The sequence below is a fragment of the Pengzhenrongella sicca genome (assembly GCF_017569225.1).
Lineage (GTDB): Bacteria > Actinomycetota > Actinomycetes > Actinomycetales > Cellulomonadaceae > Pengzhenrongella > Pengzhenrongella sicca.
The window spans coordinates 3,844,782-3,859,044 of record NZ_CP071868.1 but is presented as its reverse complement, the minus strand read 5'-3'; the positions used below and the strand labels follow the sequence as shown (position 1 = coordinate 3,859,044).

Here is a 14,263-nt window from a genome sequence, read left to right as displayed (position 1 = left end):
ACGCGGGCGGCGGCGGCGGGGACCCACACCCGTAGTTCGGAAGTCACCGCCGGGACCGCAGTCCGTGTCACGGCACGCGAAGGAAGTAGGACGCATTGCTCGACGTCAACGTCTTCGATGAGTTGCGCATCGGCCTGGCCACGGCCGAGGACATCCGCGCCTGGTCCCACGGCGAGGTCAAGAAGCCTGAAACCATCAACTACCGCACCCTGAAGCCGGAGAAGGACGGGCTCTTCTGCGAGAAGATCTTCGGCCCCACCCGGGACTGGGAGTGCTACTGCGGCAAGTACAAGCGCGTGCGCTTCAAGGGCATCATCTGCGAGCGCTGCGGCGTCGAGGTGACGCGCTCGAAGGTGCGCCGCGAGCGCATGGGCCACGTCGAGCTCGCCGCCCCCGTGACCCACATCTGGTTCTTCAAGGGTGTGCCGTCGCGCCTGGGGTACCTGCTCGACCTCGCGCCGAAGGACCTCGAGAAGGTCATCTACTTCGCCGCGTACATGATCACGTCCGTCGACGACGCAGGCCGCGCCGAGGACCTCCCCAACCTCCAGAACGAGATCGACCTGGAGAAGAAGGAGATCACCGACCGCCGCGACAACGACATCGAGGCCCGCGCCAAGAAGCTCGAGGCCGACCTGGCCGAGCTCGAGGCCGAGGGTGCCCGCGCCGACGCCCGCCGCAAGGTGCGCGACTCGGCCGAGCGCGAGATGACGCAGCTGCGCAAGCGCTCCGACCTCGAGCTCGAGCGCCTGGACACGGTGTGGGACAAGTTCAAGAGCCTCAAGGTCGCCGACCTCGAGGGCGACGAGCTGCTCTACCGCCAGCTGTCCGACCGCTACGGCAACTACTTCGAGGGTTCGATGGGTGCCGCCGCGATCCAGAAGCGGCTGCAGGCCTTCGACCTCGACGCCGAGGCCGAGTCGCTGCGCGACACGATCAAGAACGGCAAGGGCCAGCGCAAGACGCGCGCGCTCAAGCGGCTCAAGGTCGTCAACGCGTTCCTGACCACGTCGAACACGCCCGAGGGCATGGTCCTGGACGCCGTCCCGGTCATCCCCCCGGACCTGCGGCCGATGGTCCAGCTCGACGGTGGCCGGTTCGCCACGAGCGACCTGAACGACCTGTACCGCCGCGTCATCAACCGCAACAACCGCCTCAAGCGGCTGCTCGACCTCGGCGCGCCCGAGATCATCGTGAACAACGAGAAGCGGATGCTCCAGGAGGCCGTCGACGCGCTGTTCGACAACGGCCGCCGCGGGCGCCCGGTGACCGGACCGGGCAACCGGCCGCTCAAGTCGATCTCCGACATGCTCAAGGGCAAGCAGGGGCGGTTCCGCCAGAACCTCCTCGGCAAGCGCGTCGACTACTCGGGCCGTTCGGTCATCGTCGTCGGCCCGCAGCTCAAGCTGCACCAGTGCGGGCTGCCGAAGCAGATGGCGCTCGAGCTCTTCAAGCCCTTCGTCATGAAGCGGCTCGTCGACCTCAACCACGCGCAGAACATCAAGAGCGCCAAGCGCATGGTCGAGCGCGCCCGCCCCGTGGTCTGGGATGTCCTCGAAGAGGTCATCACGGAGCACCCGGTGATGCTCAACCGCGCGCCCACGCTGCACCGCCTCGGCATCCAGGCCTTCGAGCCCCAGCTGGTCGAGGGCAAGGCCATCCACCTGCACCCGCTCGTCTGCGCCGCGTTCAACGCGGACTTCGACGGCGACCAGATGGCCGTGCACCTGCCCCTGAGCGCGGAGGCCCAGGCCGAGGCCCGGATCCTCATGCTCTCGAGCAACAACATCCTCAAGCCGTCCGACGGTCGCCCCGTGACCATGCCCTCCCAGGACATGATCATCGGGCTGTACCACCTGACGTCCGACCGCCCGGGCGCCCTCGGAGAGGGCCGTTCGTTCAGCTCGGTCTCCGAGGCGATCATGGCGTTCGACGGCAAGACGCTCGACCTGAACGCCGAGATCTCGATCCGGCTGCCCGACCTGGTCCCGCCGTCGGAGGGCTTCACCGCCCCCGAGGGCTGGTCGCAGGACGAGGCGATCGTCTTCGGCACCACCCTCGGCCGGGCGCTGTTCAACGAGCTGCTGCCCGTCGACTACCCGTGGGAGAACGGCGTCGTCGACAAGAAGCGCCTCTCGGTGATCGTCAACGACCTCGCCGAGCGCTACCCGAAGGTCGAGGTCGCGGCCAGCCTGGACGCACTCAAGGCCGCCGGCTTCAGCTGGGCCACCCGGTCCGGCGTGACCATCTCGATCTCCGATGTCGTCACCCCGGCCGCCAAGGCCGGGATCCTCGAGGAGCACGAGGCGCGCGCCGCCAAGGTCCAGACCCAGTACGAGAAGGGTCTGATCACCGACGACGAGCGTCGCCAGGAGCTCATCGAGATCTGGACCCAGGCGTCGGACAAGGTCGCCGAGGCGATGCGGGCCAACTTCCCGCCCCGCAACACGGTGTTCCGGATGGTCGGCTCGGGTGCGCGTGGTAACTGGATGCAGGTCCGTCAGATCGCCGGTATGCGCGGCCTCGTGGCGAACCCGAAGGGCGAGATCATCCCGCGCCCGATCAAGTCCAACTACCGCGAGGGCCTGTCCGTCCTCGAGTACTTCATCGCCACCCACGGCGCCCGCAAGGGGCTGGCGGACACCGCGCTGCGGACCGCCGACTCCGGGTACCTGACGCGTCGACTCGTCGACGTGTCGCAGGACGTCATCGTCCGCGAGGACGACTGCGGCACCGAGCGCGGGCTGGCCCTGACGGTCGGCGTCGCGAACGCGGACGGCACGCTTCGCCGCCACGACAAGGTCGAGACGAGCGTCTACACCCGGACGCTCGCCACGACGGTCGAGGTCGACGGCGTGGTGCTCGGCGAGTCCGGCGACGACGTCGGTGACGTGCTCATCGACGCGCTCCTCGCCGCGGGGGTGACCGAGCTCAAGGTGCGCTCGGTCCTCACGTGCGAGTCGCGGGTCGGTACGTGCGCCAAGTGCTACGGCCGGTCGCTCGCGACCGGCAAGCTCGTCGACATCGGCGAGGCCGTCGGCATCATCGCGGCCCAGTCGATCGGCGAGCCCGGCACGCAGCTCACGATGCGTACTTTCCACACCGGTGGTGTGGCGTCGGCCGACGACATCACGCAGGGTCTGCCCCGCGTGCAGGAGCTCTTCGAGGCGCGCACCCCCAAGGGTGAGGGCCCCATCGCGGAGTTCTCCGGTCGGGTCACGATCGACGAGTCCGAGCGGATCCGCAAGATCGTGCTCACCCCGGACGACGGCTCGGAGGAGATCGGCTACCCGATCACCAAGCGGTCGCGGCTGCTCATCTCCGACGGCGACCACGTCGAGGTCGGCACCCAGCTCGTCCAGGGCGCCGTCGACCCCAAGAAGGTGCTGCGCATCCTCGGCCCCCGGGCCACGCAGAAGCACCTCGTCGACGAGGTCCAGGAGGTCTACCGCTCGCAGGGCGTGGACATCCACGACAAGCACATCGAGGTCATCGTGCGGCAGATGCTGCGGCGCGTGACGGTCCTCGACTCCGGTGACTCCGACCTGCTGCCCGGCGAGCTCGCCGAGCGTGGCCGGTTCGAGGACGCGAACCGGCGCGCGGTCGCCGAAGGCGGCCAGCCCGCCTCCGGCCGGCCCGAGCTCATGGGCATCACGAAGGCCTCGCTCGCGACCGACTCGTGGCTCTCGGCGGCCTCCTTCCAGGAGACCACCCGCGTGCTGACCGAGGCGTCGATGAGCGGGCGCAGCGACCCGCTGCTGGGGCTCAAGGAGAACGTCATCATCGGAAAGCTCATCCCGGCGGGTACCGGTCTTCCCCGGTACGGCAACGTCTCGGTCGAGCCCACCGAAGAGGCGAAGGCCGAGCTGTACCCGAGCTTCGGGTACGACGAGATCGACTTCCCGGCGCTGGGGCTCGGCTCCGGCGAGGCGATCCCGCTGGAGGACCTCGACTTCGGGGACTTCCGCTGACCTAGCTCGACCAGCTCGACCCGAACGGGGGCCCACCGCACGCGGTGGGCCCCCGTTCTCGCGCGCGGCCGGAGAGCACGTTCGGGCTGATTCTGATCCGAATCCGGTCAGATCGGGCCCATTCGTCGGGCTGTTCCGCGCGGAGCGACGTGCGGAGGTCGGCCGCTTTGACTGAGTCCGGGCCTGCCGGTATCGTGGTCCACCGTGCCCGCGCCGTCGGGCCCTCGTGCATGCACCGCGACCCACGTGACCGCCTCGGCGGTCCGTGCCGGGTGCCGGGTTGATCTCCTTCCCACACGCGCGGACATCGCCGAATCTTTCGTTCGGGCGATGGCCGTTGCGTACGGAGGGGTGACACGCCCGAGTGCGGGGGTCGGAGCGGGACTCAAGACCTCCGGGTCGGCCCAGGCGGGTCGATCCGACCAGGCCGGACAAGGATTCGGTCAGACCAGAGATACACCTCGAACAGACACGGAGACGTAGTGCCTACGATCCAGCAGCTGGTCCGCAAGGGCCGGCAGCCAAAGTCCACGAAGTCGAAGACCCCCGCGCTCAAGGGCAGCCCGCAGCGACGCGGCGTCTGCACGCGCGTCTACACGACGACCCCGAAGAAGCCGAACTCGGCCCTTCGCAAGGTTGCGCGCGTCAAGCTCTCCAGCCAGATCGAGGTCACGGCCTACATCCCCGGCGAGGGTCACAACCTGCAGGAGCACTCGATCGTGCTCGTGCGCGGTGGCCGCGTCAAGGACCTTCCGGGTGTCCGCTACAAGATCGTCCGCGGCGCGCTCGACACGCAGGGCGTGAAGAACCGCAAGCAGGCTCGCAGCCGCTACGGCGCCAAGAAGGGGAGCAAGTAATGCCTCGCAAGGGTCCGGCCCCGAAGCGGCCGCTCATCATCGACCCGGTCTACGGATCGCCGGTCGTCACGCAGCTCATCAACAAGGTCCTCCGCGACGGCAAGAAGTCCGTCGCCGAGGCGATCGTCTACGGCGCCCTCGAGGGCGTCCAGGCGAAGACGAGCGGCGACCCCGTCGTCGTGCTCAAGCGCGCGCTCGAGAACGTGCGTCCCGCGCTCGAGGTCAAGTCCCGGCGCGTCGGCGGTGCGACCTACCAGGTCCCCGTCGAGGTCCGCCCGGTCCGCTCGACGACGCTCGCGCTGCGCTGGCTCACCGACTACTCGCGCGTTCGTCGCGAGAAGTCGATGACCGAGCGCCTCATGAACGAGATCCTCGACGCGAGCAACGGCCTGGGTGCCGCGGTCAAGCGTCGCGAGGACATGCACAAGATGGCCGAGTCCAACAAGGCCTTCGCGCACTACCGCTGGTAATCCCGGCGCCGCCGCTGGTGAGAACCGGCTGGCACTCTCCGACTGCTTCAGAAGGGCGACACAGTGGCACTCGACGTGCTGACGGACCTCAAAAAGGTTCGGAACATCGGCATCATGGCGCACATCGATGCCGGCAAGACGACCGTGACCGAGCGGATCCTGTTCTACACCGGGGTCAACTACAAGATCGGTGAGACGCACGACGGTGCGTCGACGATGGACTGGATGGAGCAGGAGCAGGAGCGCGGCATCACTATCACGTCCGCCGCGACGACCTGCTACTGGAAAGAGCACCAGGTCAACATCATCGACACGCCCGGCCACGTCGACTTCACGGTCGAGGTCGAGCGCTCGCTGCGCGTCCTCGACGGCGCGGTTGCCGTGTTCGACGGCAAGGAGGGTGTCGAGCCCCAGTCCGAGACGGTGTGGCGGCAGGCGGACAAGTACGACGTCCCCCGCATCTGCTTCGTCAACAAGATGGACAAGCTCGGCGCGGACTTCTACTACACGGTCCAGACCATCGTTGACCGCCTCAAGGCCAAGCCCCTGCCGATCCAGCTCCCGATCGGCGCCGAGAACGACTTCATCGGCGTCATCGACCTGGTCGAGATGAAGGCCCTGGTCTGGCGCGGCGAGACGGCGCTCGGCGAGGTCTACTCGACCGAGGAGATCCCGGCCGACATGCTCGAGAAGGCGGTCGAGTACCGCGCCGCGATCGTCGAGGCCGTCGCCGACACCAGCGAGGAGCTCCTCGAGAAGTACCTCGTCGGCGAAGAGTTCACGATCGCCGAGATCAAGAACGGCATCCGCCAGCTCGTCATCACCGGCGAGGCGTACCCGATCCTGTGCGGTTCGGCCGTGAAGAACAAGGGCGTCCAGCCCATGCTCGACGCGGTCATCGACTACCTTCCGTCGCCCCTGGACGTGCCGCCCATGGAGGGGCACGCACCGGGGCACGAGGAGACCATCCTCACGCGCGCACCGAAGTCGACCGAGCCGTTCTCGGCGCTGGCCTTCAAGGTCGCGACCCACCCGTTCTTCGGGAAGCTCACCTACGTGCGCGTGTACTCCGGCCACGTGAACTCCGGTGCCCAGGTCTACAACTCGACCAAGGGCAAGAAGGAGCGCATCGGGAAGCTCTTCCAGATGCACGCCAACAAGGAGAACCCGGTCGAGGACGCCACCGCGGGGCACATCTACGCGTTCATCGGGCTCAAGGACGTCACCACCGGTGACACCCTGTGCGACCCGGCGAACCAGATCGTGCTCGAGTCGATGACCTTCCCCGAGCCCGTCATCTCGGTCGCTATCGAGCCGAAGACGAAGGGCGACCAGGAGAAGCTGTCGCTCGCGATCCAGAAGCTCGCCGAGGAGGACCCGACGTTCCGGGTCAACCTCGACATCGACACGGGTCAGACGATCATCGCCGGCATGGGCGAGCTCCACCTGGACATCCTGGTGGACCGCATGCGCCGCGAGTTCCACGTCGAGGCGAACGTCGGCAAGCCGCAGGTGGCCTACCGCGAGACGATCCGTCGCAGCGTGGTCAAGCTCGACTACGTCCACAAGAAGCAGACCGGTGGGTCGGGGCAGTACGCCAAGATCCAGATGACCTTCGAGCCGCTCAACGCCTCTGAGGGCGAGCTGTACGAGTTCGACAACAAGGTCACCGGTGGACGCATCCCGCGGGAGTACATCCCGTCGGTGGACGCGGGCATCCAGAGCGCCATGCTGCTCGGCGTGCTGGCCGGCTACCCGCTGGTCGGCATCAAGGCGATCCTGCTCGACGGCGCGTCGCACGACGTCGACTCCTCGGAGATGGCGTTCAAGATCGCGGGCTCCATGATCCTCAAGGAGGCCGTGCGCCAGGCGGACCCGGTTCTGCTCGAGCCGAAGTTCGACGTCGAGGTGCGCACGCCCGAGGAGTACATGGGCGACGTCATCGGCGACCTGAACTCGCGCCGCGGCATGATCCAGTCCATGGAGGATGCAAAGGGCGTCAAGGTCATCCGCGCCCTTGTTCCTCTGTCAGAGATGTTCGGGTATGTCGGTGACCTGCGGTCGAAGACCCAGGGTCGCGCGGTGTACTCGATGCAGTTCGACAGCTATTCCGAGGTTCCTCGGAACGTTGCCGAGGAGATCATCAAGAAGACCCGGGGCGAGTAGGTCCCACTGGTCGTCATCGCAGTTCCAGTACACATCGACCGGTAGGACCGACGCCTGCGCAGGTGTCAGCATGACTCCTGCAACGTTTCGGCACATCACTACCTTGAGTCCGAGGAGGACACAGTGGGCAAGGCCAAGTTCGAGCGGACTAAGCCGCACGTCAACATCGGCACCATCGGTCACGTCGACCACGGTAAGACGACGCTGACCGCGGCTATCTCGAAGGTGCTGCACGACAAGTTCCCGGCACTGAACCCCTTCACGCCGTTCGACGAGATCGACAAGGCCCCTGAAGAGAAGCAGCGCGGTATCACCATCAACATCGCGCACGTGGAGTACCAGACCGAGAAGCGCCACTACGCGCACATCGATGCTCCTGGGCACGCGGACTACATCAAGAACATGATCACGGGTGCGGCGCAGATGGACGGCGCGATCCTCGTGGTCGCGGCGACCGACGGCCCGATGGCCCAGACGCGCGAGCACGTGCTCCTGGCCCGCCAGGTCGGCGTGCCGTACCTGCTCGTCGCGCTCAACAAGGCCGACCTCGTCGACGACGAGGAGATCCTCGAGCTCGTCGAGGTCGAGGTCCGCGAGCTCCTCACGGCGCAGGGCTTCGACGGGGACAACGTCCCGGTCATCCAGGTCTCGGCGCTCAAGGCGCTCGAGGGCGACGAGAAGTGGGTCAAGGCTGTCTCTGACCTCATGGACGCCGTCGACGAGTCCGTTCCGGACCCGGTCCGCGACATCGACAAGCCGTTCCTCATGCCCATCGAGGACGTCTTCACGATCACCGGTCGTGGCACGGTCGTCACCGGCCGCGTGGAGCGCGGCAAGCTCAAGGTGAACGAGGAGGTCGAGGTCGTCGGTATCAAGGAGAAGGCGATCAAGACCACGGTCACCGGCGTCGAGATGTTCCGCAAGCTGCTCGACTACGCCGAGGCGGGCGAGAACGTCGGCCTCCTCCTTCGTGGCACCAAGCGCGAAGAGGTCGAGCGCGGCCAGGTCGTCGTCAAGCCGGGTTCCATCACGCCGCACAAGGACTTCGAGGCGCAGGTCTACATCCTCGCCAAGGACGAGGGCGGCCGGCACAACCCGTTCTACGCGAACTACCGCCCGCAGTTCTACTTCCGTACGACCGACGTCACCGGCGTCATCACGTTGCCCGAGGGCACCGAGATGGTCATGCCCGGCGACAACACCGAGATGACGGTCGCGCTGATCCAGCCGATCGCCATGGAGATCGGTCTCGGCTTCGCCATCCGCGAGGGTGGACGGACCGTCGGTTCAGGCAAGGTCACCAAGATCATCAAGTGATCTTCGGGCAGGGCCCGGGCTTCGCGCCAGCACGGCGCGAGCCCGGGCCCTGCCTCGTTTTTCCCGTCGACGGCGGGAAGCGCGCGGGGATGGGGAGCACCGGATTAGGTGATCCCCGTGACGATCTGGCACACTAGCCAGGTTGCCCGGCGAGGGTCGAACGCGTGCACGCACGCGGGCGCTCCAGGGCAGGCAAACGTTGAGGGCTCACCAGGCCCCGGGGTCACCCGGTGGCGGAGTCCAGACAGCATCCAACGGCCTCGCACCGGTCTTCGGTGTGTAGCGCGAAGGTGTGTCCGCGATAAGCGACACGCCCGAGTGCGGGGGTCGGACAGCTAGCAGTTCTAGAGAGAGAGTCAGACGACGCCATGGCGGGACAGAAGATCCGCATCCGGCTCAAGTCCTACGACCACGAGGTCATCGACAGCTCGGCGCGCAAGATCGTCGACACGGTGACACGCGCTGGTGCGACGGTCGTGGGCCCGGTGCCGCTGCCGACGGAGAAGAACATTTTCTGCGTCATCCGGTCGCCTCACAAGTACAAGGACAGCCGCGAGCACTTCGAGATGCGCACGCACAAGCGGCTCATCGACATCATCGATCCCACGCCGAAGGCGGTCGACTCGCTCATGCGCCTCGACCTGCCGGCAGACGTGAACATCGAGATCAAGCTCTGAAGCTGGGAAGGAACTGATCACCATGACCACCCAGCAGAACGCGCGCTCGATCACGGCCGTGCTCGGAACCAAGCTCGGCATGACGCAGGTGTGGGACGCCAACGGCCTCCTCATCCCCGTCACTGTCGTGCAGGTCGGCACGAACGTGGTCACGCAGGTGCGCACCGCTGAGACAGATGGGTACGTCGCGGTTCAGCTGGCCTACGGCCAGATTGACCCGCGCAAGGTAACCCAGCCCCTCAAGGGCCACTTCGAGAAGGCCGGGGTTACCCCCCGCCGGCATGTGGCTGAGATTCGTACTCCGGATGCTGGGCGCTACGCGCTCGGCCAGGAGATCACCGCGGCGGCCTTCGAGGCCGGTTCGGTCGTCGACGTGTCCGGGACCACCAAGGGCAAGGGCTTCGCCGGAGTGATGAAGCGTCACGGCTTCCACGGCGACAGCGCTTCCCACGGTGCCCACCGCAACCACCGCAAGCCCGGCTCGATCGGTGGGGCTTCCACCCCGTCGCGCGTCTTCCGGGGTATGCGGATGGCCGGCCGGATGGGCTTCGACCGCCAGACCACGCAGAACCTCACCGTTTTTGCGGTGGATGCCGAGAAGGGTCTGCTGCTCGTCAAGGGCGCCGTCCCCGGCCCCCGCAACGGCGTCGTCCTCGTGCGTTCCGCCGCGAAGGGAGCATGACCGTGGCTGACACCAAGTCGTTGACCGTCGACGTGCTGGATGCCTCTGGCAAGAAGGCCGGCAGCGCCGACCTTCCCGCAGAGGTGTTCGACGTCCAGACGAACATCCCGCTGATCCACCAGGTCGTCGTCGCGCAGCTCGCGGCGGCTCGCCAGGGCACCCACTCCACGAAGACTCGTGGCGAGGTGTCCGGTGGTGGACGCAAGCCCCACAAGCAGAAGGGCACCGGCCGCGCCCGTCAGGGCTCGACCCGCGCTCCGCAGTTTGCCGGCGGTGGCATCGTGCACGGCCCGACGCCGCGCGACTACAGCCAGCGGACCCCGAAGAAGATGAAGACCGCGGCGCTCCGCGGTGCTCTTTCGGACCGCGCCCGCGCCGGCCGCGTGCACGTCGTCTCCGGGTTCGCCCCGGGCGCCGCGCCGTCGACCAAGACTGCGCTCGAGGTTCTGGCCCGCTTGTCGGGTCGCAAGCACGTGCTCGTTGTTGTGGAACGCCAGGACGAGATCACCTGGAAGTCGCTCCGCAACGTCGAGCAGGTGCACCTCCTGGTCGCTGACCAGCTGAACACCTACGACGTGCTCGTCTCCGACGACGTCGTCTTCACGCAGGGCGCGCTCGACGTGTTCCTGGCGGGTCCGGCCACTGGCCGCTCGGTGAAGGCTGTCGGAACGGCGACTGAGGCGTCGCAGGCCGAGATCGAGGAGGACACCAAGTGACTACCGTGGCGAAGGACCCGCGCGACATCCTGATCTCGCCGGTCGTCTCGGAAAAAAGCTACGGGCTGCTCGACGAGGGAAAGTACACCTTCGTCGTCGACCCGCGCGCGAACAAGACGGAGATCAAGGTCGCGATCGAGCAGATCTTCTCCGTCAAGGTCGCTTCGGTGAACACGATCAACCGCAAGGGCAAGACGCGGCGGACCAAGTTCGGCATGGGTAAGCGCAAGGACACCAAGCGTGCGATCGTCACCCTCCGCGAGGGCACGATCGACATCTTCGGCGGACCGGTCGGCTGAGCCGACCGAGAGCAGATTGAGGACAGGTCCCCATGGGAATCCGTAAGTACAAGCCGACTACGCCGGGCCGTCGAGGCTCGAGCGTCGCCGACTTCGTCGAGATCACGCGCTCCACGCCGGAGAAGTCGTTGGTCCGCCCGTTGCACAAGACGGGTGGCCGCAACGCCACCGGTCGCGTGACGGTTCGTCACCAGGGTGGCGGGCACAAGCGTGCCTACCGCCTGATCGACTTCCGTCGCCACGACAAGGACGGCGTGCCGGCCAAGGTTGCGCACATCGAGTACGACCCGAACCGCACGGCACGCATCGCGCTGCTGCACTACGCGGACGGCGAGAAGCGTTACATCGTCGCGCCGAACAAGCTCAAGCAGGGCGACGTCGTCGAGAACGGTGCAAGCGCCGACATCAAGCCCGGCAACTGCCTGCCCCTGCGCAACATCCCGACCGGTACGGTCATCCACGCCATCGAGCTCAAGCCCGGTGGCGGCGCGAAGATCGCCCGTTCGGCTGGTGCGTCGGTGCAGCTCGTCGCGAAGGACGGCGTCTATGCGCAGCTGCGCATGCCGTCCGGCGAGATCCGCAATGTCGACCTGCGCTGCCGCGCAACCATCGGCGAGGTCGGCAATGCCGAGCAGTCGAACATCAACTGGGGCAAGGCCGGCCGGATGCGGTGGAAGGGCAAGCGCCCCTCCGTCCGTGGTGTCGCCATGAACCCGGTCGACCACCCGCACGGTGGTGGCGAGGGCAAGACCTCCGGAGGCCGTCACCCGGTCACCCCGTGGGGCAAGCCCGAGGGCCGCACCCGTCACCCGAACAAGCCGAGCGACAAGCTCATCGTGCGCCGCCGGCGCACCGGCAAGCGCTGATAGGAGCCTGAGATGCCACGTAGCCTGAAAAAGGGTCCGTTCGTCGACGGTCACCTGCAGAAGAAGGTCGACGTCCAGAACGAGAAGGGGACCAAGAACGTCATCAAGACGTGGTCCCGCCGGTCGCTCATCACGCCGGACTTCCTCGGTCACACGTTTGCGGTGCACGACGGCCGCAAGCACACCCCCGTCTTCGTCACCGAGGCGATGGTCGGACACAAGCTGGGCGAGTTCGCCCCCACGCGGACCTTCCGCGGCCACGACAAGGACGACCGCAAGGCTCGTCGTCGCTGATCACCTTCGGGTGCACAGCGGTGGCAAGACCTTGAGTCGTTCTTCGAGATAGACCAGACAAGAAGGCAGGACAGCAATGGAAGCCAAGGCGCAGGCGCGGTTTGTCCGCGTCACGCCCCAGAAGGCCCGGCGCGTCGTGGACCTCATCCGTGGCAAGCAGGCCGAGGAGGCTGTCGCGACGCTGAAGTTCGCGCCGCAGGCCGCGGGGGAGACCGTCCGCAAGGTGGTCGAAAGTGCGATCGCCAACGCGAGGGTCAAGGCCGATCGTGCGAGCGAGGCGTTTGACGCCACGTCGCTCGTGATCACTGAGGCATTCGTCGACGAGGGTCCGACCCTCAAGCGGTTCCGACCGCGCGCTCAGGGCCGGGCAAGCCAGATCCTCAAGCGGACCAGCCACATCACCGTGGTCGTGGCCCCGGTCGAGAAGAAGGAGAGGGCCCGATAGTGGGACAGAAGGTCAACCCGCACGGGTACCGCCTCGGCATCACCACCGACCACAGGTCGCGTTGGTTTGCTGACAGCACCAAGCCCGGGCAGCGTTACCGCGACTACGTCCGCGAGGACGTAGCAATCCGCAAGCTCATGGCCACTGGCCTCGAGCGTGCCGGAATCTCAAAGGTCGAGATCGAGCGGACCCGTGACCGGGTTCGCGTCGACATCCACACCGCACGTCCCGGGATCGTCATCGGGCGTCGTGGCGCGGAGGCCGACCGCATCCGCGGCGAGCTCGAGAAGCTCAGCGGCAAGCAGGTGCAGCTCAACATCCTCGAGGTGAAGAACGCTGAGATGGACTCTCAGCTCGTCGCCCAGGGGATCGCGGAGCAGCTCGCGAGCCGTGTCTCGTTCCGCCGCGCCATGCGCAAGGGCATGCAGTCCGCCCAGCGCGCCGGTGCCAAGGGCATCCGGGTGCAGTGCTCGGGTCGCCTCGGCGGCGCCGAGATGAGCCGTAGCGAGTTCTACCGCGAGGGGCGCGTGCCGTTGCACACCCTCCGCGCGCAGATCGACTACGGCTTCTACGAGGCCCGCACGACCTTCGGCCGCATCGGCGTGAAGGTCTGGATCTACAAGGGCGACATGACCGAGAAGGAGTACGCGCAGCAGCAGGCCACACAGGGCCCCCGCTCGCCGCGTGGACCCCGGACCGACCGCCCCGCTCGCGGCGCGGCCGGAACCGGTGCCCGTCGTCCCGAGGCCGCTTCGGCCCCGACCGCCGCACCTGCAGCCGCTCCGGCAGCTGCCGAGGCGACGCCGCCCGCTGCATCCGGAACGGAGGCCTGAGCAATGCTTATCCCGCGCAGGTTGAAGCACCGCAAGCAGCACCACCCGGGGCGCTCCGGCGCCGCGACCGGTGGCACCGAGATCTCGTTCGGCGAGTACGGCATCCAGGCTCTCGAGCCCGCCTACCTCACGAACCGGCAGATCGAGGCCGCTCGTATCGCGATGACCCGCCACATCAAGCGTGGCGGCAAGGTCTGGATCAACGTGTTCCCGGACCGCCCGATCACGAAGAAGCCGGCCGAGACCCGCATGGGTTCCGGTAAGGGTTCGCCCGAGTGGTGGATCTGCAACGTCAAGCCGGGTCGAGTTCTCTTCGAGCTCGCCGGTGTCGAGGAGTCTCTTGCTCGCGAGGCGATGAACCGCGCGCAGCACAAGCTCCCGATGAAGACCCGTTTCATAGTCCGCGAGGGTGGTGGCATCTGATGGCTATCGGAACCAAGGATCTGGCTCCCGACGAGCTGGACGCGTTTGACGACGAGCGTCTTGTCGCCGAGCTCAAGAAGGCCAAGGAAGAGCTGTTCAACCTGCGCTTCCAGTCGGCCACCGGCCAGCTCGAAAGCCACGGGCGCCTCAAGGCCGTCCGTCGTGACATCGCGCGGATCTACACGATCCTGCGCGAGCGCGAGCTCGGCATCCGTACTGCCCCGAGCGCGAGCGAGTGAGGTCGACA

15 protein-coding genes are annotated in these 14,263 nt (G+C 67.0%); all 15 read left to right on the top strand.

Going from position 1 to position 14,263, the window contains the following annotated elements:
- The first annotated feature begins 95 nt into the window (after window positions 1–95).
- The 15 genes from J4E96_RS17670 (at window position 96) to rpmC (ending at window position 14,255) form a co-directional block, all read left to right on the top strand.
- Entirely contained in the window at window positions 96–3,971 is a 3,876-nt protein-coding gene (locus tag J4E96_RS17670) for a DNA-directed RNA polymerase subunit beta' (protein ID WP_227423350.1), read from the top strand.
- Between the two features lie 482 nt (window positions 3,972–4,453).
- The gene (gene rpsL / locus J4E96_RS17665) at window positions 4,454–4,828 is read left to right on the top strand and encodes a 30S ribosomal protein S12 (protein WP_130102628.1); all 375 of its coding nucleotides are present in this window, start codon (window positions 4,454–4,456) and stop codon (window positions 4,826–4,828) included.
- Window positions 4,828–5,298 carry a 30S ribosomal protein S7 gene (gene rpsG, locus J4E96_RS17660; protein WP_227423349.1) on the top strand — a complete coding sequence of 157 codons (471 nt, stop codon included), beginning with the start codon at window positions 4,828–4,830 and terminating at the stop codon, window positions 5,296–5,298. The genes rpsL and rpsG overlap by 1 nt, the downstream gene beginning before the upstream one ends.
- Before the next feature lie 63 nt (window positions 5,299–5,361).
- Complete coding sequence (fusA, locus tag J4E96_RS17655; protein WP_319637708.1) at window positions 5,362–7,464, top strand: elongation factor G; 2,103 nt, start codon at window positions 5,362–5,364, stop codon at window positions 7,462–7,464.
- 123 nt (window positions 7,465–7,587) lie between these two features.
- Window positions 7,588–8,781 (top strand): elongation factor Tu, encoded by a 1,194-nt coding sequence (gene tuf / locus J4E96_RS17650; RefSeq protein ID WP_227423348.1) that lies wholly within the window; start codon window positions 7,588–7,590, stop codon window positions 8,779–8,781.
- A gap of 368 nt (window positions 8,782–9,149) precedes the next feature.
- Entirely contained in the window at window positions 9,150–9,458 is a 309-nt protein-coding gene (gene rpsJ / locus J4E96_RS17645) for a 30S ribosomal protein S10 (protein WP_093182122.1), read from the top strand.
- A 22-nt stretch (window positions 9,459–9,480) separates the two neighbouring features.
- Complete coding sequence (rplC, locus tag J4E96_RS17640; RefSeq protein ID WP_227423347.1) at window positions 9,481–10,140, top strand: 50S ribosomal protein L3; 660 nt, start codon at window positions 9,481–9,483, stop codon at window positions 10,138–10,140.
- Window positions 10,137–10,856, top strand: coding sequence for a 50S ribosomal protein L4 (rplD, locus tag J4E96_RS17635; protein WP_227423346.1), 720 nt, complete (start codon window positions 10,137–10,139; stop codon window positions 10,854–10,856). The genes rplC and rplD overlap by 4 nt, the downstream gene beginning before the upstream one ends.
- Window positions 10,853–11,155: a 50S ribosomal protein L23 gene (gene rplW / locus J4E96_RS17630; RefSeq protein ID WP_227423345.1), complete on the top strand. Its 303-nt coding sequence runs from the start codon at window positions 10,853–10,855 to the stop codon at window positions 11,153–11,155. Before rplD ends, rplW begins: the two co-directional genes overlap by 4 nt.
- Window positions 11,156–11,187: 32 nt before the next feature.
- The gene (gene rplB, locus J4E96_RS17625) at window positions 11,188–12,021 is read left to right on the top strand and encodes a 50S ribosomal protein L2 (RefSeq protein ID WP_227423344.1); all 834 of its coding nucleotides are present in this window, start codon (window positions 11,188–11,190) and stop codon (window positions 12,019–12,021) included.
- 12 nt (window positions 12,022–12,033) lie between these two features.
- A complete protein-coding gene (gene rpsS, locus J4E96_RS17620; protein ID WP_227423343.1) occupies window positions 12,034–12,315 on the top strand; it encodes a 30S ribosomal protein S19 in 282 nt (93 codons plus the stop codon).
- 76 nt (window positions 12,316–12,391) lie between these two features.
- Window positions 12,392–12,760 carry a 50S ribosomal protein L22 gene (gene rplV / locus J4E96_RS17615; RefSeq protein ID WP_227423342.1) on the top strand — a complete coding sequence of 123 codons (369 nt, stop codon included), beginning with the start codon at window positions 12,392–12,394 and terminating at the stop codon, window positions 12,758–12,760.
- On the top strand, window positions 12,760–13,593 hold the full coding sequence (gene rpsC, locus J4E96_RS17610; protein WP_227423341.1) for a 30S ribosomal protein S3: 834 nt from the start codon (window positions 12,760–12,762) through the stop codon (window positions 13,591–13,593). Before rplV ends, rpsC begins: the two co-directional genes overlap by 1 nt.
- Before the next feature lie 3 nt (window positions 13,594–13,596).
- Entirely contained in the window at window positions 13,597–14,016 is a 420-nt protein-coding gene (gene rplP, locus J4E96_RS17605; protein ID WP_227423340.1) for a 50S ribosomal protein L16, read from the top strand.
- The gene (gene rpmC, locus J4E96_RS17600; RefSeq protein WP_227423339.1) at window positions 14,016–14,255 is read left to right on the top strand and encodes a 50S ribosomal protein L29; all 240 of its coding nucleotides are present in this window, start codon (window positions 14,016–14,018) and stop codon (window positions 14,253–14,255) included. The genes rplP and rpmC overlap by 1 nt, the downstream gene beginning before the upstream one ends.
- Window positions 14,256–14,263: the final 8 nt, after the last annotated feature.